General features: G+C 70.6%; 14 protein-coding genes. 6 read left to right on the forward strand and 8 right to left on the reverse strand.

The window, feature by feature from the left end:
- Positions 1–846 (reverse strand): formate/nitrite transporter family protein, encoded by an 846-nt coding sequence (locus tag H5398_RS11060; RefSeq protein WP_220489354.1) that lies wholly within the window; start codon positions 844–846, stop codon positions 1–3.
- A 515-nt stretch (positions 847–1,361) separates the two neighbouring features.
- Here H5398_RS11060 and H5398_RS11065 point away from each other — a divergent pair.
- Positions 1,362–3,560: a UvrD-helicase domain-containing protein gene (locus tag H5398_RS11065; protein ID WP_220489355.1), complete on the forward strand. Its 2,199-nt coding sequence runs from the start codon at positions 1,362–1,364 to the stop codon at positions 3,558–3,560.
- 258 nt (positions 3,561–3,818) lie between these two features.
- Here the strand turns inward: H5398_RS11065 and H5398_RS11070 are convergent, their stop codons facing one another.
- Complete coding sequence (locus H5398_RS11070; protein WP_182800038.1) at positions 3,819–4,718, reverse strand: methylenetetrahydrofolate reductase; 900 nt, start codon at positions 4,716–4,718, stop codon at positions 3,819–3,821.
- Positions 4,719–4,755: 37 nt separating this feature from the next.
- Between H5398_RS11070 and H5398_RS11075 the strand changes: the two genes are divergently transcribed.
- Positions 4,756–5,847, forward strand: coding sequence for a polyprenyl synthetase family protein (locus H5398_RS11075; protein ID WP_370586114.1), 1,092 nt, complete (start codon positions 4,756–4,758; stop codon positions 5,845–5,847).
- Between the two features lie 20 nt (positions 5,848–5,867).
- A complete protein-coding gene (locus H5398_RS11080; protein ID WP_182800039.1) occupies positions 5,868–8,240 on the forward strand; it encodes an HAD-IC family P-type ATPase in 2,373 nt (790 codons plus the stop codon).
- Here the strand turns inward: H5398_RS11080 and H5398_RS11085 are convergent.
- A complete protein-coding gene (locus tag H5398_RS11085) occupies positions 8,230–8,910 on the reverse strand; it encodes a thiamine phosphate synthase (RefSeq protein ID WP_182800040.1) in 681 nt (226 codons plus the stop codon). The two genes, H5398_RS11080 and H5398_RS11085, sit on opposite strands and share 11 nt — an antisense overlap.
- Before the next feature lie 150 nt (positions 8,911–9,060).
- Here H5398_RS11085 and H5398_RS11090 point away from each other — a divergent pair, with 150 nt between their 5' ends.
- The 3 genes from H5398_RS11090 (at position 9,061) to H5398_RS11100 (ending at position 13,853) form a co-directional block, all read left to right on the forward strand.
- The gene (locus H5398_RS11090) at positions 9,061–11,220 is read left to right on the forward strand and encodes a Stk1 family PASTA domain-containing Ser/Thr kinase (RefSeq protein ID WP_182800041.1); all 2,160 of its coding nucleotides are present in this window, start codon (positions 9,061–9,063) and stop codon (positions 11,218–11,220) included.
- A 269-nt stretch (positions 11,221–11,489) separates the two neighbouring features.
- Entirely contained in the window at positions 11,490–12,386 is an 897-nt protein-coding gene (locus tag H5398_RS11095) for a DMT family transporter (RefSeq protein ID WP_182800042.1), read from the forward strand.
- Positions 12,387–12,644: 258 nt separating this feature from the next.
- On the forward strand, positions 12,645–13,853 hold the full coding sequence (locus H5398_RS11100) for a hypothetical protein (RefSeq protein ID WP_182800043.1): 1,209 nt from the start codon (positions 12,645–12,647) through the stop codon (positions 13,851–13,853).
- Positions 13,854–14,125: 272 nt separating this feature from the next.
- Here H5398_RS11100 and H5398_RS11105 read toward each other — a convergent pair whose 3' ends face one another.
- The 5 genes from H5398_RS11105 to H5398_RS11125 all read right to left on the reverse strand — a co-directional run bounded on the left by H5398_RS11105 (position 14,126) and on the right by H5398_RS11125 (position 19,308).
- Positions 14,126–15,154 (reverse strand): GntG family PLP-dependent aldolase, encoded by a 1,029-nt coding sequence (locus tag H5398_RS11105; RefSeq protein WP_182800044.1) that lies wholly within the window; start codon positions 15,152–15,154, stop codon positions 14,126–14,128.
- Complete coding sequence (locus H5398_RS11110) at positions 15,151–16,536, reverse strand: class II 3-deoxy-7-phosphoheptulonate synthase (RefSeq protein ID WP_182800045.1); 1,386 nt, start codon at positions 16,534–16,536, stop codon at positions 15,151–15,153. Before H5398_RS11110 ends, H5398_RS11105 begins: the two co-directional genes overlap by 4 nt.
- A 142-nt stretch (positions 16,537–16,678) precedes the next feature.
- Positions 16,679–17,320, reverse strand: a complete 642-nt coding sequence (locus H5398_RS11115) for a response regulator transcription factor (protein ID WP_182782631.1) — start codon at positions 17,318–17,320, stop codon at positions 16,679–16,681.
- Between the two features lie 22 nt (positions 17,321–17,342).
- Positions 17,343–18,554: a sensor histidine kinase gene (locus H5398_RS11120; RefSeq protein ID WP_182800046.1), complete on the reverse strand. Its 1,212-nt coding sequence runs from the start codon at positions 18,552–18,554 to the stop codon at positions 17,343–17,345.
- Positions 18,547–19,308 (reverse strand): 1-acyl-sn-glycerol-3-phosphate acyltransferase, encoded by a 762-nt coding sequence (locus tag H5398_RS11125; protein ID WP_182800047.1) that lies wholly within the window; start codon positions 19,306–19,308, stop codon positions 18,547–18,549. The genes H5398_RS11120 and H5398_RS11125 overlap by 8 nt, the downstream gene beginning before the upstream one ends.
- Positions 19,309–19,811 lie beyond the last annotated feature (503 nt).

The raw sequence follows: 19,811 nt of genomic DNA on the forward strand, positions 1-19,811 counted from the left end.
TCAGCCCGCGCGTCGACCGATCCGGCGGTCGTCGTTGACGTAGGCGTAGTAGATGCCGATCAGCACGCCGCCGCCGATGAAGTTGCCCAGCAGGGCTATCGCCACGTTGCCCATGGCGGGCAGCACGTCGATCCCCTGGGTGAAGCCCACGATGGTGAACAGGACAGTGTTGGCCACCGAGTGCTCGAGCCCCAGGAACGCGAAGATGAACACCGACATCACCATGGTCAGCGCCATGGTGATGGAGTCCTTGAGAAAGCCGTTGTAGACCAGCAGCATCGCCACGTTGATCATGAGGTTGCAGAGGATGGCGCGGACGAACAGGTCGCCCATCCCCGACGCGGTGGTCATGTAGCCCAGCTTGACCTCCACCGCTCCCAGCATCTTCTCCCCGACGTGCCCGGCGGTCAGCGTGGAGAAGCGCGCCATGGTGGCGAGCAGCAGGCCGCCGATCGCGTTGCCCAGGAAGCACAGCACGAGCAGCATGAGCCCGCGCAGCTGCCCCAGCCGGCGGTGGTAGACCGCGATGGAGGTGACCATCATGTTGGAGGTGAGGAGTTCGGACTTGGTGTAGTAGATGAACACCAGCGCCCAGCCGAACACGAAGGCGCCGACGGCCTTGCCGAGCCCGTAGCCGCCCTCGCCGAGGGACTCGATGGAGTCGAAGACGGACAGCACCGTGAAGTAGGCCAGGTAGAACAGGCCGATGAGGATCCCCGCCATGGCGGCCCGCTGGAGGTACTGCAGCGTGATCCGGCTGGACATTTCCGCCTTGGTGTCGGCGGCCTCCAACACGGCGTCGATGAAGAAGAGGCCGGGGAACAGGCGTTGGCGAGAAGGGTCCACGCGACAAGTTTGACATGACTAACTTCTGGGGAATAGAGCAGCCCCGACATTGGTTTCGGCGCATTTGCGTGCACAATTCCGGGACCTACTGGGCTGGGCGGGCGGGGAGGCGCCGGCGTTACTTCTTGCCGCCTGCGCTACTTCTTGCCGCCTGCCCTCCTGCGCTCGGGACCGGACGGCGCCTGCGCTACTTCTCGCCGCCTGCCCTCTAGCGCTGGCGGCGAGACGCAAGGCAGGCGTGTAGGAGGCGCCAGCGCTAGATCGCAGGCGTCTGGACCTACCGCAGGCGTCTGGACCTATCGCTGGCGTCGAGCGGGATCGCTGGCGTCTGGACCTACCGCAGGCGTCTGGACCTACCGCTGGCGTCGAGCGGGATCGCCTGTCGTCGGCATGCACGGTGGGCACCCGGGGAGCGCCCAGCGTCGGCACACCTCCCACACCACGAACGCCGGTGAACCCCGGCCCATGAACCGAGTAGGCTTGACTGTCTGTCTCAACCGGAGGATGCAAAGAAGTTGACTACATCGCGCGCGGGACTCGAACAAGAGATCGCCCTGGAACAGGGCCACGTCGACAAGGTCTACGCCAACCTGTCCACCGCCACTGCCAGCGCCAAGTCGATGGCCCAGGCGGGACGGGAGATCTTCCTCACCGACCGCACCAACTTCCTTCGCGAGGAGGACGGCACCGCCCTGTTCGAGCGCGACGCGTTCGCCTACCAGGCCGCCCGACGGCTCGCCATCCTGGACGCCGAGCACGACGGCCTGGTCTTCGGCCGCATCGACCTCACCACGGAGGAGACCCGCTACATCGGCCGCATCGGGGTGCGCGACGAGGAGTACGAGCCGCTGGTGATCGACTGGCGCGCCCCCGCCGCCGAACCGTTCTACCGCGCCACGCAGGCCGAACCGATGGACGTGATCCGCCGTCGCGTCCTCCGCTGCCGCGACGACCGGGTGATCGGGCTCGAGGACGACCTCCTCGACGGCTCCGCCGAGTCCGAGCTGCCCATCTTCGGCGAGGGCGCCCTCATGGCCGCGCTCAGCCGGGCCCGCGGGCGCACCATGCGAGACATCGTCGCCACCATCCAGGCCGAGCAGGACGAGGCCATCCGTGCCCCCTACCAGGGAGTCACGGTGATCGCGGGCGGACCCGGCACCGGCAAGACGGTGGTGGCGTTGCACCGCGCCGCCTATCTGCTCTACACCAACCGTGCCCGCCTGGAGAAGGGCGGCGTGCTGGTGGTGGGCCCGTCGAACGTGTTCATGAACTACATCGAGCGGGTGCTGCCCAGCCTCGGCGAGGACACCGTGACGCTGAAGGCCATCGGCGGGATCGCGGGCGACGTGCTGGGCCTGACCAGCGAGCGGGTCGACGGGTCGGCCGCGGCGACCATCAAGGGCAGCCTCGGCATGCTGAAGGTCCTGCGGCGCCTGGTCCGCACCCCGATGATCGCCCACCCGGAGGCGCTGCGGGTGCGGGTCACCGTCAAGGGTGAGGTGCTCGGGCTCGGCGAGTCCGAGCTGAGCCGCATCCGGGATCAGGTGCTGTCCAACACCAAGCTCAATCGCGGCCGCAAGCAGGCCACGGATCAGGTGGTGCACGCCCTCATCCGGAAGTTCCCCGACGACGTGCCCATCGAGCCCGCCGAGCTGGAGGACAGGGTCCGCGAGCATCCCAGCCTGGCGATGTTCATGCACGCCTGGTGGCCCACCCTCACCGCCACCCGGGTGCTCGCCAGGTTGGCGGACCCCGCCGTCGTGGCCGCGGTGGCCCCGGAGCTGTCGGCCGACGAGCAGTCGGCCCTGGTGCGCTCCTACGCGTGGGTCGCGGGCGGGGACGAGGGGCCGGAGATCGTGCGCGGCTGGTCTGTGGCGGACATCGCGCTGCTGGACGAGCTGATCGACGTGCTGGGCGCGGCCCCGGAGGATCCGGAGCCCGAGATGGACGTGTTCATCGAGGGCGGGGACGTGCCGGAGGTGCTCAGCACCACGGATGTGCTGCGCTTCGAGCGGGTGGTGGACCCGGACGAGGATCCGCAGACCACCTACGCGCACATCCTCGTCGACGAGGGCCAGGACGTGACGCCCATGCAGTGGAGGATGCTTCGCCGACGGGGCCCCCAGTCGTCGTGGACCATCGTCGGGGACCCTGCGCAGAGTTCCTACCCGGACCAGGAGGAGACGTCGCGGGCGTTGGCGGACCTCGTGGGTCGCGGGCCCAGCCGGACGTTCACGCTGAGCACCAACTACCGCTCCCCCAGCGAGGTGTACGCGATGGCGGCGAAGGTGATCACCAAGGTGTTCCCGGGCGCGGAGCTGCCGAAGGCGGTGCGCTCGACGGGGGTCGAGCCCAGGCTGGTGCACGCCACCTCCGACGCGCTGCACGGCGTGCTGCGCGACGAGCTCATCGAGCTGGCCGGGCAGGTGAACGGCACCATCGGCGTGATCTGCCCGCCGTCGCTGATCCAGGACGTGCAGCGGTTCGTGATGCAGGACGTGCGGCTGCGCGAGTTCGAGAACCGGCTCATCGTGGTGACGGCGCTGCAGGCGAAGGGGTTGGAGTACGACGGCGTGGTGGTGGTGTCGCCGGACGGGATTGTCGCGGAGGCCCCGGGCGCGGAGCGGGTGCTGTACGTGGCGTTGACGAGGGCGACGCAGCGGATGGTGACGGTCGACGTCGACACCTCCGCTTGGCGCTCCCTCCTCGCCTGATCACTCCCTTGGGAGGGACCCGATCGATCCCTGAGGAGGTCCAGCCGCGCAGCGGCCTGGGCCGTCTCGAAGGGTCGTAACCTGACCTGACAAGCAGTCTTGCTCACAGGGTTGCGACACAACCCTTCGAGACACCGCCCGCGCCTCCGGCGAGGCGGCTCCTCAGGGAACGAAGACCGACACCGCCCGCGCCTCCGGCGAGGCGGCTCCTCAGGGAACGAAGACCGACACCGCCCGCGCCTCCGGCGAGGCGGCTCCTCAGGGGGCGGGGGCGGTGCCCTTCAGCTCGGCGAGGACCTCACGGGTCGCCTTCGAGCGGTTCTGGGTGAAGAACTGCAACCCGGGGGCGCCGGCGTCCAGCAGCCCGCGACACAACCGCACCGCGGCAGCCAACCCCGCCTCCCGCACCTCCTCCTTCGACGAGCAGGCCCGCAACTCCGCGACCAACGACGCCGGCAACTCCCGCCCGGACAGGTCCGCGAACCGCTCGATCTGCGACAAGACCGTCAACGGCATGATCCCCGGGATGATCGGCACCTCGCAGCCCAGCCCGCGCATCCGCTCCACCAGTTCGCCGTAGCGCTCCCCCTCGAAGAAAAGCTGCGTGATGGCGAACTCGGCGCCCGCCTCCACCTTGTCCAGGAGGATCTGCGCGTCGAGGTCCGGGTCGTTGCTGGTCTCGTGCGGGTTCGCGAACGCCGCGACACCCACGCAGAAGTCGCCCTCCGCCTTGACGAACTTCACCAGCTCGGTGGCGTTGGCCAACCCGTCGGGGTGCGCAGTCCACGGTCCGCCGCCGGGCATGTCTCCGCGGATGGCCAGGATGTTGGTCACGCCCGCCTCGCGGTACTCGGCCAGCGCCTCGGCCAGCTCCGCCTTCGACTGCGCCACGCACGTCAGGTGCCCCACCGTCAGCGGGCCTCCGGAGGCCGCGATCCGACGGGTGGCGCGGATGGTGCGGTCCCGCCGCGACCCGTTCGCCCCGTAGGTCACCGACACGAACGACGGCTCGAGCGGCGCCAGCGCCTCGACGGCGGCCCACAGCACGGGCTCCTCCTCCTCGGAGCGGGGAGGGAAGAACTCGAACGAGTACAGGGGGCCGTGGGCTGCGCGGATCAGCTCGCCCACGCTCCGCAGGCTCGTCTCGGTGACAGGCATGGGCCAACAATACGAGCCGGGCTACTAAGCTCGAACCGTGAGCCGCTCCCTGGACCCCTCCTCCCCGCTCGGTGCGCCGCTGCTGTCCGCGGTCAGCGAAACGATCGACGCCTACCTGGCCGCCCAGGAGCCCATGCTCACCGCCATCGGCGCCACCGCGCTGCTGGAGGTGGCCCGCGAAGGCACCTCCGGCGGGAAGCGGCTGCGGCCCGCCTACTGCTACTGGTCCTACGTGGCGGCGGCCGGGCACCCGCACGACGACGCGCCCCTCCTCAAGGTGGCCTCCTCCCTGGACCTGCTGCACGTCAGCGCCCTGGTCCACGACGACCTCATCGACGACGCCGACACCCGCCGCGGCCTCCCCGCCGCCCACAAGCGCTTCGAGCAGCTCCACGCCGGGCAGGAGGGTCGCGGCGCCGCCGCCGAGTTCGGCACCTCGTCGGCCATCCTGCTCGGGGACCTGCTGCTGATGTGGAGCGTGGACCTGGTGGATTCCTCCGGCGCCGCGCACCTGGACCGGGCGCGCCCGCTGCTCAGCCTCATGCGGGCCGAGGTCACCGCCGGGCAGTACCTCGACGTCGCCGCCCAGTACGGCGTGACCGGCGCGGTCACCGTCGCCGAGGAGCTGGACGTAGCGCAGCGCGTGCTGGAGTACAAGTCCGCCAGCTACTCCATCCGTCGGCCCGCCCAGATCGGGGCCGCGCTCGCGGGCGCCGACGACGCCCTCATCGACGCGCTCGGCGAGTTCGGCTCCATCATCGGGCGCGCCTTCCAACTTCGCGACGACGTGCTGGGCGTCTACGGCGACGAGGCCGTCACCGGCAAGCCCTACGGCGGCGACATCCGCGAGGGCAAGCGCACCGTCCTGGTGCTGCGCGCGCTCGCCGACTCGGCCCCGCAGGCCGCGGCCGAGCTGGAGGGCATCCTCGGCGCGCCGGGCCTGACCGACGCAGACGTCTCCCGCGCCGGCCGGCTCATCGACGAGTCCGGCGCCCGCGCCCACGTGGAGGGCATCATCGACGACAGCCTCACCCGCGCGCTCGCCGTGCTGGACCGGGCGAACCTCACCCCCGACGGCCGCACCGCGCTGGGCGAGCTCGCCGCGCGGAGCGTGCAGCGTGCCCACTGACCCGGAGCTGAGCGTGCAGAGTGCCCACTGACCCTGAGCTGAGGGGGCTGAGCTCTGCCGAGGTCGCGCAGCGGGTGGCCGCCGGGCAGGTCAACACGCTGCCGTCGCGCTCCGGCCGGACCACGTGGGGCATCGTGCGGGCCAACGTGGTGACCCGCGTCAACGGCATCCTGTTCGTGCTCTTCGTCATCGTGCTCAGCACCGGCAGCCCGAGCCAGGGGTTGTTCTCAACACTCATCGTTTTCAACTCCATCATCGGCATCATTCAGGAGCTGCGGGCCAAGCGCACCCTGGACAATCTGGCGGTGGTCGGCGAGGCGCACCCCGTCGTCGTGCGCGACGGCGAGCGCCGCCAGATCGCCCGCGACGACGTGGTGATCGACGACCTCATCGTCGTCCATCCGGGGGATCAGATCGTCGTCGACGGGACCGTGGTGGCAGCGGACTACCTGGAGGTGGACGAGTCGCTGCTGACGGGCGAGGCGGACCCGGTGGCCAAGGGCCCAGGCGACGAGGTGCTCTCGGGCGCCTTCGTCGTGTCCGGGTCGGGCGCCTACACCGCGGAGAAGATCGGCGCCGAGGCCTACGCCGCGCAGATCGTGGCGCAGGCCGCGAAGTTCACGCTGGTGCACTCGGAGCTGCGTCAGGGCATCAACCAGATCCTCAAGTACGTCTCGTTCCTGCTGGTTCCGGTGGGCGCGCTGACCATCTACGTCCAGTTCAACCAGCCGGATACGACGTGGCAGGAGTCGGCGCTGCGGATGGTGGGGGCGCTGGTGCCGATGGTGCCGGAGGGGTTGGTGCTGCTGACCTCCATGGCGTTCGCGCTGGGCGTGATCCGGTTGGGTCGGCGGCAGTGCCTGGTGCAGGAGCTGCCGGCGATCGAGGGCCTGGCGCGGGTGAGCGTGGTGTGCGCGGACAAGACCGGCACCCTCACCCAGAACGCGATGACGCTCGGCGAGATCGTGTGCCTCGCCGGCGACGACGCCCGCGCCCGCGAGGTGCTCGCGCAGCTGGTGGCGGCGGATCCCGCGCCCAACGCGTCGATGCAGGCCGTGGCCGCGGCAATCGGGCCGGCAGCGGAGCCGTGGCCGGTGACCGCCCGGGCGCCGTTCACCTCGGCCAAGAAATGGTCCGGGGCGAGCTTCGGCAGTGGCGAGACATGGGTGCTGGGCGCGCCGGACGTGCTGGCCGAGCCCGCCGTCGCCGCGCACGCCGACGCCATCGCCGCGTCAGGGCGCCGCGTGCTGATGCTGGGCAGCTGTGCCGCGCGGGTGGACGACGATGACGCCCCCGGGCACCTCACCCCCTTGGCGCTGGTGGTGCTGGACCAGCTGACCCGTCCGGACGCGGCGGACACGCTGGCCTACTTCCAGGAGCAGGGCGTGCGGGTGAAGGTGATCTCGGGCGACAACGCGGCCTCCGTCGGGGCCGTCACCCGCTCGCTGGGCGTCGACATCGGCGACCCGATCGACGCCCGCTCCCTCCCCGCCGGCGGCTCCGAGGAGCTGGCGGACGCCGTCGAGGCCAACGACGTGTTCGGCCGGGTGGTCCCGGAGCAGAAGCGGCAGATGGTCCGGGCGCTGCAGCACCGCGGGCAGGTGGTGGCGATGACCGGCGACGGCGTCAACGACGTGCTGGCGCTCAAGGACGCCGACCTGGGAGTGGCGATGGGATCCGGGGCGCCGGCCACGCGGGCGGTGTCGCAGATCGTGCTGCTCGACGACAGGTTCGCCACGCTCCCCTACGTCGTCGCGGAGGGGCGGCGGGTGATCGGCAACATCGAGCGGGTGGCGAAGCTGTTCCTCACCAAGACGATCTACGCGGTGGGTCTGGCGCTGGTGATCGGGCTGATGGGGCTGCCGAACCCGTTCCTGCCGCTGCAGATGACTGTGGTGGGGTGGTTCACCATCGGCATCCCGGCGTTCCTGCTCAGCCTCGCCCCCAACCGGGAGCGGGCGCGGCCGGGCTTCGTGCGCAGGACGTTGACGGTCGCGGTGCCCGGTGGCCTCACGGTGACCGCGGTGGCCACGGTCACCTACGTGATGACCCGCGGCTTCGGCGAGGTGTCGGACACGGTGCAGCAGCAGGCGTCGACGGCCACCCTTATCGCGCTGATCATGACCGCCACGTGGGTGCTGGCCACCGTCGCGCGGCCCTACTACTGGTGGAGGGTGGGGCTGGTGGCGTTCGCGTACGGGTTCTACTTCCTCATGTTCTACATCCCCGTGTGGCACGACGCGCTGCAGCTCGACACGACGAATTCGGCGGCGCTGACGGTGGGCCTCGTCGCGGGCGCGACGGGCATGGTCGCGGTGGAGGCGGCGTGGTGGATCACGGCGGTCATCCGCGGGGATTCGACCCGCCTGTGGGCTCCGCCCGTCAGGCCGTGAAGGCGTCCTGGCCGTAGGCCTCGGCGCCCGGCTCCGCGACCCACGCCGCCTTGAGCGCGTCGGCCAGCGCCTGCGTGACGGCGAACGGCTCGTCCGAGCGGAACACCGAGCTCGACACCGTCACCCTCCGCGCCCCCGCCGCGATCACCGCGGCCACGTTGCCCGGATCGATCCCTCCCGCCGCGAACCACACCGGCCCGGCCGGGAGCGCCATCGGCGGGTAGCGCCGAGCCATCTCCTCCAGCGCGTCCGTGACCCGGTCGTCGTCGACGGCGGGCCCGACGAAGGCGAAGTTGAACGGATCGCCGTCCACCGTGTCCCCCTGGTCCGCGCCGTCGATGGAGCGGCCCAGCAGGGAGTACTCGTGCGGCCTCCGGAACCCGAACGGGCGCCAGCCGGGCCGTCGGTAGTACACGACGTCGGCCTTGGACGCCTCGCCGACGTCCGCCGAATCCGTGGCCACGATGGTCTGCAGCCCGAAGAGCCGCCTGCGGGCCACGTCGATCACCTCCGCGGCCTCCTCCACGCTGCGTTCACCGCGCGTGAAGAGGAGCAGGTCGGCGCCGTGGGCCGCGAAGTCCGCGGCCTCCGGCTCAGCCTTGTCCGGCGGGATGACGACGGCGAGGCGCGCCAGGCGCAGGCGGGTCTTGAGTCCGACGAGGGCTGTCATGAAAGCCCAATTTAGCCGCAGGCGGGGCGGCGCGACCCCCTTCTTGGCCGACTCGCCGCGCCTCCGGCGTGGGCTGGACCCCGCGACGGCACTACACTCGGGGTCCAGACGGGCTCGTACGGCCTCTTCCCCGACCGTGCATGGAGTGGTATGAACAGCACTTTCGACCCGTTGGTCGGTCACGTGCTCGACGACCGCTACGAGATTGTGGCGAAAGTTGCGCGCGGCGGCATGGCCACGGTCTATCGCGCGCGCGACCTACGCCTGTCGCGCGCGGTGGCAGTCAAGGTGATGCGCAGCGACCTCGGCGAGGACGACGAGTTCGCGGCCAAGTTCGACCGCGAGGCCCGCTCCGCCGCCGTGCTCAGCCACCCCGCCGTCGTCAGCGTCTTCGACCAGGGCACCTCGCAGGGGCAGCCCTACATCGTGATGGAGTTCATCGACGGCGAGACGTTGCGCCGGGTGATCAGCCGGGAGGCCCCGCTGCCCCCCGAGCGGGCGCTGGAGATCTTCGAGCAGGTGGCCGCGGCCCTGGCGGCCGCGCACGAGGCCGGGGTGGTGCACCGCGACATCAAGCCCGAGAACGTGATGATCACCACGCGCGGGCAGGTGAAGGTGGCCGACTTCGGGTTGGCGCGCCAGGTGGGTTCGCCGCAGATGACGGCCACCGGCGTGCTCGTCGGTACCGCCAGCTACCTGCCGCCGGAGCTCGTGACGCACTCGCGGCCGGATTCCCGCAGCGACATCTACTCCGCCGGCGTCGTGCTCTTCGAGATGCTCACCGGCCGCAAGCCCCACACCGGCGAGAACAACTACCAGATCGCCTACCGGCACGTGAACGTCGACATCGAGCGGCCGTCGGATCGGCTGGCGGAGATCGGGCACGCGGCGGACTGGCAGATCCCGGACTACATCGACACGATCGTGCTGGCCTGCGTGGCGCGCGACCCGCGGGCCCGCATCGCCGACGGCCGGGAGCTGCTCACCGCCGTGCGGCGCGTGCGGCACGAGCTGGCGCGCACCGGCGGGTCGGACAACCCTGCGCTAGCGGCCGCGATCCTGCCGGCGAGTCCGGCGGAGGACGAGACGGTCGCGGGGTACCCGCGGACCTCGGAGCGCCCCAGGCCGGTGTCGCCGAACTCGCCCGAGACCGTCGTCGTGCGGCGCGAGGGTGACCAGTGGCGTCCGCAGGGTGGAGGTGTCGCGGGGGGTGGTGTCGCGGGGGCTGGGCTCGCCGCTGGGGTGTCGATGCCGGGTTCGACGGCTGGGTCGCGGCCTGGGGCCGGGGCTGGGTCGCGGTCGGGGGCGGCCGGGTCGCGCACGGGGCAGTCCCCGGTGTCGCCGAGACCTCAGCCGAGCTCAGCTCCCCGCAGCCACCGCACGCCCGTGTTCCCGCAGCTTCACATCTCCCACGACCCTGTGCACCGACGGCGACGCGGGGTGATCGCGGTGCTGCTGGTCGTGATGCTCACCGCGGGGGCCGGATTCGGCTCGTGGTGGTGGATGGCGGGCCGGTTCACCACGGTCCCCACGATGACCAACCTCAACGCCGCTAAGGCCGGGGAGGCCGCCACCGCCAATGCACTGGAGGTGTCCTCCAGCGAGGCGTACTCCGAGACGGTGCCCGCCGGGCTGGTGATCAGCACGGATCCGACGGCGGGTGACCGGCTGCTGCGCGGCTCCACGGTCAGCATCGTGATCTCGAAGGGCCCGGAGCGGTACCCGATGCCGGAGGTGGTGGGTGCCGCGCTGCCGGATGCTGAGCGGGCCATCGTCGAGGGCAGGATGACGGTGGGCACGGTCACGGAGGCGTTCTCCGAGACGGCGCCGGTGGGGCAGGTGCTGACGGCGTCTCAGGAGGTGGGGGCGCAGCTGAAGCCTGGCACTGAGATCAACCTGACGGTCTCGAAGGGGCCGGAGCCGATCGCCATCCCCGACACCACCGGAGAGGTGGCCGACGATGCCGTCAAGCGGCTGGAGGAGCTCGGGTTCAAGGTCAAGGTGCAGGAGGAGAACTCCCCCACCGTCGAGGCCGGCCGCGTGATCCAGCAGGACGTGAAGTCCGGCAACGGTAAGCGCGGAGACACGATCACGATCACGAAGTCGCTGGGGCCGGTGATGGTGACCATCCCTGAGGTGCGGTTGAAGAGCACCGAGGAGGCGACGAAGCTGCTGGAGGACCTGGATCTGAAGGTGGAGGTGCGGTTGTCGTCGGACTTCCCGATCGCGTTGAATATCGCCTCCGGCACCGATCCCGCCGAGGGGACGTCGGTCCCGGTGGGCTCGACGGTGGTTCTCTTCATCGCCTGACGCCTGCGTTCAGTCCCCTCGCCTGCGATAAGTCCCGACGCCTGCGTTAACTCCCCACGCCTGCGTTAACTCCCCACGCCTGCCCTTTATCGCAGGCGCCTCGCAGTCGCCTGCGTTAAGTCACACCGCCCGTGCTACAGCGCGGGCCGCGAGACTTAGCGCAGGCGCGAAGGCGGGACAGCGATTTCACACAACCGCAGGCGCCGCCAAGGCACCCGTCGACCACGCTCGGAGCCCGTCGAACGACAGGCACGCGCTAGCGTGTCCCGGTGACCTACCCCCGCGGCGCCTGTCTGCCCGTCGCCGCGCTGCTGGTGGCCGCCGTCGCGTGGGGGTCCACCGTCGTGGTCACCAAGAGCGCGTTCGCCACCCTCTCCCCGCTCGGCGTCGTCTCCCTGCGGCTGATCCTCACCGGGATCACGCTCGCGCTGATGTTCCCGCACCGGTTGCGGATGCCGCTGCGGGAGGCGGCCACCGGGGCGGGGCTCGGGTTGCTGCTTCTGGCCGGGTTGGCCACGCAGACGCTGGGCCTGCAGCTGATCGCGCCGTCGACCACCGGATTCCTCACGGCCACCTACGTGGTGTTCACCGCACTGATCACGGCAGTGTTCCTCCGCCAACGGCAGCCGGCGGCCACCTGGGTGGCGGTGGGCTTGACTGTCGCGGGGATCTCGGTGCTGGCGCTGGGGCATGACGGCGGCTCGAGCAACTTCGCCGTCGGCGCCGCGCTCACCCTGCTGAGCGCCGCCATCTATGCCGTTCACATCGTGCTGCTCGGCCGGCACGTGACCAGGCGCAACGTCATCCAGCTAACCCTCGCCCAGGCAGGGTCCGGCGCGGTGGCGAGCCTGGTGATCTGGGCGTCGCTGCGCGAGCCGCTGCCGACGGATGCGGTGACGTGGGCCCAGTTGCTGTACCTGGGGATCGTCTGCGGGGCGGTGGCGTTGCTGCTGCAGAGTTGGGGGCAGAGCCAGGTCGCGGCCACCCCCGCGGCGGTGATCATGTGTACCGAGCCGCTGTGGGCGGCGGTGTTCGCGGTGGGCTTCGGGTTCGAGCCCTTCACGGTGACGATGGCGGTGGGCGGGTCGCTCGTCATGGCCGCGCTGCTGCTCGCGGTCCTCCCCCGTCGCCCCTCGACGATTCCTGAGGTCGCGTCCATCCGCTGACCGTTGCCCCTCTGCAACTTGCTATCCATAGAGCGGCTTCTGTGGATATACGCAGATGCCGCTCTATGGATAGCAAGTTGCAGGCCCACCCCCGGTCCAGATGCTCCTCGAGTATGTGTAGGTTCGGGCCACGACCCTTCGAGACAGGTCCTCGCCGCTCCGCGGGCGGACCTTCCTCAGGGAGCGAAGAGATAGAGACAGGTCCACGCCGCTCCGCGGGCGGACCTTCCTCAGGGAACGAGAAAGGAACAATCCCCCATGTCCGAGATCGTCTGGATCCTGTTCGCCGTCGTCGCGCTGGCCGCCGCTGCGGGCGCCGTGTGGGGCATCCGGCGGCATCTGTACGTCAAGGAGCTCACTGAGCGCGGCTGGACCTTCGTCACGTCCCCGTCGATCGCCATCGCGTACGGACTCAACGTGCCGCCGTTCGGGATGGGGTTCAAGCGCTCTGTCGACGATCAGATCATCGGCCGTGCCTCCGACGGGACCCAGTTCTCCGCGTTCCGCTACAAGTGCTCGCAGTGGAAGTCGGGCGGCTACGTCGTGACCGTGCCGCTGGGCCGCTCCCTCCTCCCCGCCGAGGTGTTCCACGGCCCCGCGCCGAAGCTGAGCCTCCCCGGGCAGACGATGGTGCTCGGCGAGCTCACAGCCGCCGCCGGTGATCCGGCCTACGCGGAGGCCCTCGTCGAGGCCGCCGCCCCGGCGCTGACCGGGCCGTACCGGGTCACCGTCGACGGCGAGCACCTGGTCCTCGTCGACGCGCCGAAGGAGGCCGACGGGCTGGCCGCGGCCGTCGAGCAGCTCGCCGCGACACGCGCCCGGATCCTCGCCTCCCCCGCCGCGACATTCAAGGCCCCGCTGCCCCCGCCGTCGCTCAGCTTCTACGGCCGCCCGGACTGGACCTACGTCCCCCGCGACGACTCGTACCTGCAGCTCCTCGACCACTCCGGTGGCGGCCGCAACCACCAGGCCCACGACATCATCTTCTCCGACAACGACGGGCTCCCCTTCCTCCGCCTGCGCCACGAGTGGGAGACCACCCACACGCGCACCGACGCCCAGGGCCGCACCCACACCGAGACCCGCCATCACAGCGAGGAGCTGTGCGAGTTCCGCACCACGTTCCCGTTCCAGGACCTGTCGGTGAACTGGGAGTTGCTGGGGCCGTCGCAGAAGTTCGAGTGGGAGGACTTCAACCGGCGCTACAAGGTGCGCACCCCCGCGCCGCGGTTCGCCTCTGACGTGATGCATCAGCGCCAGATGGAGTACCTGATGGCTGGAAACGCGCCGAAGTTCGCGATCTCCGGGGACCGGATCATGGTGGGTGGCGGCGGGAGTTGGGAGCCGGAGGACATCGACGCCGCGTCCAGGTTCCTGCACGGCTTCTTCGCCCGCGTCCCCGACTTCGTGTGGCGGCAGCTCGGCGCCTGGCCGCGGCCCATCCCAGAGCTGGCCTACGACGCCTGACCCACCGCCTCTGCTGCGGGAGCGGGGGGGGCGACGTGGCCTGGGTGGGGGGAGGGTTTGAGCAAATGGCAGGGTTCGCGGTGCGGACCACGCTCAGTTCACGCGGGAGGCTCTCCGCGAACCCTGCCATTTGCTCAACGCCCCCCGGTCCACCGCCGAGGAGAGGGGGGTCAGGCCGGCGCCGCAGCTAGGCCGACGCCGCAGACAGGCCGACGCCGCAGTCAGGCCGACGCCGCAGACAGGCCGACGCCGCAGGCAGATCGACGCCGCAGTCAGGCCGTCGCCGCGGCCAGCGCGGCGCCGATGAGGGCGCCCGCCCCGCGACACTCCTCCTCAGTGACATCCATGTGCGTCACGGCCCGCAGCGACGACGGCCCGAGCACGCTGACCTTCACCCCCTGCTCGGCCAGCCGCGCAGCCACCGCAGGGGCCCCGGCCACCGGGATCAGCACGATGTTTGTCTCCACCGAGGCCTCGTCGACCGCGCCCGGGCACGCCTCGTTGATGGCCCTGGCCAGCGTCGACGCCGCCCGGTGGTCATCGACGATCCGATCCATGTTGTGCTCGATCGCAAACAGCCCCGCGGCCGCCAGCAGCCCTGCCTGACGCCACCCGGCGCCCAGCCGCTTGCGCTGCACGCGGGCCCGCGCCATCTCGTCGGCCGTCCCCACGAGGACGCTTCCGACGGGGGCGCCGAGCCCCTTGGACAAGCAGAAGGAGACGGTGTCGAACAAGGACCCGTAGTCGCTCAACGCCCGGCCCGTCACCGCGACAGCATTGCCCAACCGGGCCCCGTCGAGGTGCGTGGCGACACCGAAGCCCCGCGCTCCCTCGCTGAGGGCGCTGAGCTCGGCGAAGGACTGCACGGTGCCGCCGCCGAAGTTGTGGGTGTCCTCCACCGCGACACAGGCGGTCTCCACCAGGTACGGCCGACAGTTCACGGCCACCAGGCTGAGGGCGTCGTCGGCCACCAACCGCCCCGACGTCGAGACCCACGTTCGCATCGTCACCCCGTGCAGGGCGCCGTGCGCGCCCATCTCGGCGCGCGCGATGTGCGCGTACGCGTCGCACAGCACCTCGCGGCCGGGCTCGGTGTGCAGCCAGATGCCGAGCAGGTTGGACAGCGATCCGGTGGCGCAGAACAGCCCCGCCTCCTTGCCGAACAGCCCGGCCACGCGCTGCTCCAGCGCCGCGACACTCGGGTCCTCGCCGTACACGTCGTCGCCGACGGGGGCCTCGACCATCGCGGCCAGCATGCCGGCGCTGGGCCGGGTGACGGTGTCCGAACGGAGGTCGATCACAGCTCCCTCGCCATGTATTCCTGGACCGGGTTCACCCGCTTCAGCCGTCCGGAGCGCAGCCGTTGGGCGACGGTGAACGCCAGCTCCAGCGACTGGTTGCGGTTGAGGCGGGGGTCGCACACCGTCTCGTAGCGGTTGGCGAGGTCCTCCTCCATGAGGTTCATCACGCCGCCGACGCACTCGGTGACGTCGTCGCCGGTGAGCTCCACGTGCAGGCCGCCGGGCCAGGTGCCGAGCTCCTCGTGGACGTCGAAGAAGCCGTTGACCTCGTCGACGACGTCGGTGAAGGAGCGCGTCTTGTAGCCGTTGGCGGCCTCGAAGGTGTTGCCGTGCATCGGGTCGCACACCCACGCCACCTTGCGGCCCGTGGCCTCGACGCCCTTGATGACGCCGGGCAGGACGTCGCGGACCTTCTTCGCGCCCATCCGGGTGATGAAGGTGATGCGTCCGGGGACGCGGTGCGGGTCCAGCCGGTCCGCGAGCGCGATGGCCTGTTCGGCGGTGGTGGTGGGGCCGAGCTTGATGCCGAGCGGGTTCTGCACGCGGCGCAGCAGCTCCACGTGGGCGCCGTCGAGCTGCCGGGTGCGTTCCCCGATCCACAGCATGTGGCCGGAGCAGGTGTAGAGCTCCTGCGAGCGGGAGTCGACGCGGGTCAACGCGCGCTCGTACTCGAGCAGCAGCGCCTCGTGGGAGGCGTAGAAGTCGACGGTGTTGAGGGCCGAATCGTGGACGCCGCAGGCCACCATGAAGGCGAGCGCGCGGTCGATCTCGGAGGCGAGCTCCTCGTATTCGGCCTCGACGGCGGAGTCGCGGACGAACTGCCCGTTCCAGGTGTGCACGCCGCGGAGGTCGGCGAAGCCGCCCTTGACGAAGGCGCGCACCAGGTTGAGGGTGGCGGCCGAGGAGTTGTAGACCTGCAGGAGGCGGCCCGGGTCGTGGGCGCGATCCTCGGGGGTGAAGTCGAAGCCGTTGATGGCGTCGCCGCGGTAGGCGGGCAGCGACACGTCTCCGCGGGTCTCCATGTTGTTGGAGCGCGGCTTGGCGTACTGGCCGGCGATGCGGCCCACCTTGACGACGGGGACCTGCGCGGCGTAGGTCATGACCACGGCCATCGAGAGCTGGACCAGCAGCTTGGACTTGATGTTCTGCGCGGTGACGGCGTCGAAGGTTTCGGCGCAGTCGCCGCCCTGCAGGAGGAACGCGCGCCCGTCGGCGACGTCGGCCAACTTGGCGCGGAGGTCGTCGCACTCGCCGGCGAACACCAGTGGGGGCAGCGACTCGAGTGCGTCGATGGTCTTGTCCAGGGCGGCCTGGTCCGGGTACGACGGCTGCTGGACCATCGGCAGCGCGCGTAGTTCTTCCCGGGAGATGATGCTCGACATGGTGCGTAGGTTACTGCACCGCCCGTAGACCCCCCGCCCCGGGAACCGACGGTGGACCGACGGTGGACTCGTCACGGCGTTTCGACGCGCGCTGCGCAGCTCCGCTGCTTTGCGCGGCTCAACGAGCGGGGGGTGCGGGGACTCAGGCCGAGGGGTCGTGCCACCCCTGATCGATCGCGTACAGCGTCAACTCAACCCGGTTGTGCAGCTGCAACTTCCGCAACACGTTGTGCACGTGGTTCTGCACAGTCCGGTGCGACACGAACAGCTCGTCGGCGATCTCCCGGTACGCCATCCCCTTCGCCACCCGCCGAAGCACCTCGATCTCCCGCGACGTCAGCCCCGGGCTCTCCTCGTTGAGCGCCCGCGCCACGTTGACCATGCGGCGGAACTCCCCCAGCACCAGCCCGGCCAGCCCGGGCGTGAACACCGCGTCGCCCGCCGCGGTCCGACGCACCCCGTCGATCAACTCCTCCTTCGACGCCGACTTCACCAGATATCCCTTCGCGCCGGCCTTCATGGCCCGCAGCACGTCGTCGCGCTCCCCCGACGCGGAGATCACCAGCACCTGCAGGTCCGGGAACTCGCGCAGCAACAGCTCGATGCAGGTGGCGCCGTCGGGCTCGGGGATCTTGAGGTCCATCACCACGATTTCCGGCTTCGCGGCCCGCGCCCGTGCGACGCATTCGACGCCGCTCTTGGCCACCGCGACAATCTCGAATCCCACCTCGGTGAGGTCCTCGCTGAGGGCGTCGATCCACATGGGGTGGTCGTCGACGAGCATCACGCGTCGACGCTCGTGGACCTCAGGCGTGTGCGTCACTGCTGCTCCCTGCCTTGCCATCGATGGGGAACCGCAGCTCCCATTCCGTCCCGGCGCCCGGTGAGGTCTTGAGCATCGCGGACCCGCCGAGGGCCGCCATCCGCCCCACGATCGAATCCTTGATGCCCATCCGGCCGGACTCGGCGGCCTGAACCACCTGCTCCGGGGTCATGCCGACTCCATTGTCGCGGACCCAGAGGATCACTTCGTCGTCTCGTTCCTGATCCAGCAGGATCCAGGCCTGGGCATCCGCGCCGGCGTGGGAGGTGACGTTGGTGAGGATCTCGGTGAGGGCCGCCTCCACCTCCTCGGCGAGGCCGCGCGGCACGGTGACGCCGCTGGCCATCGTCGAGACGGTGACGTTGCCCGAGTGGTATCGGTCAAGGGCGGCGGCGAGGTCCACGCGTTCGGTGTGCTGGACGGGGGCGTATTCGCGGTCCTGGAGGAGCACCCGCAGCTGGGCCTCGGACTCGCGGGCCAGGGCCGCCAGCCGCACCCCGCGACCCCCGAGCGACGGCCCCTCCCGCTCCACGAGCGCCAGCACCTGGAGGGCGCCGTCGTGGACGATGCGTGAGAGTCGCTGCCTTTCGGCGAGCGCGGCGGAGCGGGCGCGTTCTTGTTCCTGTTCGACGAGGGTGGCGCGGAACTGCTCGATGAGCACCCCGAGGCAGGCGATGAGGACCACCGTCACGAACGACGCCCCCAGACGTTGCAGCTCGAAGTGCGACGGCGCCCCCAGCAGCGCCGCGGAGGTCACCAGCGCGAACCCGACGCCCCACCGGGTGCCGAGGAAGATGGCGGCGTAGGCGGCGCAGCCGCTGATCCAGTAGCCGGCCAGCGACAGCGGCGCCCCGCCGGGCGGCACCGTGAGCAGGGTGGTGAGGATGAGCGCGACCGTCACGCCGAGGTCCGCCACATGCGCCTGCCAGGTTCGGTGCGCGGGGGTGCGCATCCGCCACGAGATGAAGCAGTGCCAGGCGATCAGCGCGACGGTGGCGGCGACGACGCCCACCGGCCGGTCCGTGTAGTGCACCACATAGAAGAGGTTGACGAAGACGGCATGCAGTCCGAGGAGGGATCTGGCCACCACCGCGACGCCGTAGACGCGGCCGAGGAGGTCTGAGGGGTCGCGGAATCCGTGGGTCCCCACGGGCGGCCGGCCCAGGGTCGACGGCGGCCGGGGCCGGTCACTCACCCGGCTCCCTGGCCTCCACCTGGGGCTTGGGCCCGCCGCCGGGGCGCGGGAGGAGGTAGGCGTCGGAGCCGGGGACTTCGAGGTCGCCGTGCTTGACGCGGGCGGCGTAGACGTCCGCGTACTCCTGCCCGGTGAGCTGCTGGATGGCGGCCAGGACCTCGTCGGTGACCCAGCGGAGGACCTTCGTGTTGCCCGGCGTGTGCCGGAACTCGGAGAAGTCGAGCGGCTTGCCGATGATGACGACGGGACGCTTCGCCCACGGGATGCCGAGGGGGCCCTTGTGGGATTTGGTGCCGATGACGCCGACGGGGATGACGGGCACGTCGTTCTGGAGCGCGATCCGCGCCATGCCGGTCTTGCCCTTGTAGAGGCGGCCGTCGGGCGAGCGGGTGCCCTCCGGGTAGATGGCGACGACGCGGCCCTGGGCCAGCACGTCGGAGATGGCGCCGAGCGCGTCGGCGCTGGCCCGGCCGCCGCTGCGGTCCATCGGCACCATGCCCACCACGGTGAGGAACCAGGCCATGGCCTTGGCTCCGAGCCCGCCCTGGCCGACGAAGAGTTCGGCTTTGGCGGGGAACGTGAGGGGTCGCGGCATCATGGCGGGGACGACGAGGGAGTCCAAGGCGCCGATGTGGTTGCTGGCGAGGATGGCACCGCCGGTGCGCGGGAAGTTCTCGGCCCCGATGACCTTGGCCCCGTAGCCGTACTTGACGAGGGGGCGGGCGAGGAGGGTCTTGAAGAAGCGGTACCACATGGGTGGCAGTCTATGGCAGCGCTCGGCCGCTGATCCGGTCCCTGACGGGCCCGGCGCCGCACCGCGGTTGGCTGCCTGCCGCTGTCCGCGCCTGCCTTGGGGACCGACGCCTGCCTTGGGGACCGACGCCTGCCTTGGGGACCGACGCCTGCCCTACTGACGAACGCCTGCCTTGTGGGCGACGACGCCAGCGGTAACTCTGGCCGCCAGCGCTACAGAACAGGCGCCAGAAACTAGCGCTGGCGTCACGCTCGCCACCCCATCGCGCCTGCCCTACAGATCGACGCCAGCCTTACTTACCGACGCCTGCCCTGGGCACGGACGCCTGCCGTACTGACGGACGCCAGCCTTGCGGGCGACGACGCCAGCGGTAACTCCGGCCGCCTGCGCTACAGAACAGGCGCCAAGAATTTGCGCAGGCGTCACGCTTACCACGCCTCACTAACGCAGGCGTCCGTCACCTAGGCAGGCGTCCGTCGGTAGGGCAGGCGCTCACCACACCC

Origin of the sequence: Tessaracoccus sp. MC1679, from assembly GCF_014164775.1 — a bacterium.
Lineage (GTDB): Bacteria > Actinomycetota > Actinomycetes > Propionibacteriales > Propionibacteriaceae > Arachnia.

What these genes read in the sequence shown, in the direction of transcription:
- H5398_RS11070 (WP_182800038.1), bottom strand. Translation starts at nt 4,718, where the DNA reads ATGCCTGTCACCGAGACGAGCCTGCGGAGCGTGGGCGAGCTGATCCGC.
- H5398_RS11085 (WP_182800040.1), bottom strand. Translation starts at nt 8,910, where the DNA reads ATGACAGCCCTCGTCGGACTCAAGACCCGCCTGCGCCTGGCGCGCCTC.
- H5398_RS11090 (WP_182800041.1), top strand. Translation starts at nt 9,061, where the DNA reads ATGAACAGCACTTTCGACCCGTTGGTCGGTCACGTGCTCGACGACCGC.
- H5398_RS11100 (WP_182800043.1), top strand. Translation starts at nt 12,645, where the DNA reads ATGTCCGAGATCGTCTGGATCCTGTTCGCCGTCGTCGCGCTGGCCGCC.
- H5398_RS11110 (WP_182800045.1), bottom strand. Translation starts at nt 16,536, where the DNA reads ATGTCGAGCATCATCTCCCGGGAAGAACTACGCGCGCTGCCGATGGTC.
- H5398_RS11115 (WP_182782631.1), bottom strand. Translation starts at nt 17,320, where the DNA reads ATGCTCGTCGACGACCACCCCATGTGGATCGACGCCCTCAGCGAGGAC.
- H5398_RS11125 (WP_182800047.1), bottom strand. Translation starts at nt 19,308, where the DNA reads ATGTGGTACCGCTTCTTCAAGACCCTCCTCGCCCGCCCCCTCGTCAAG.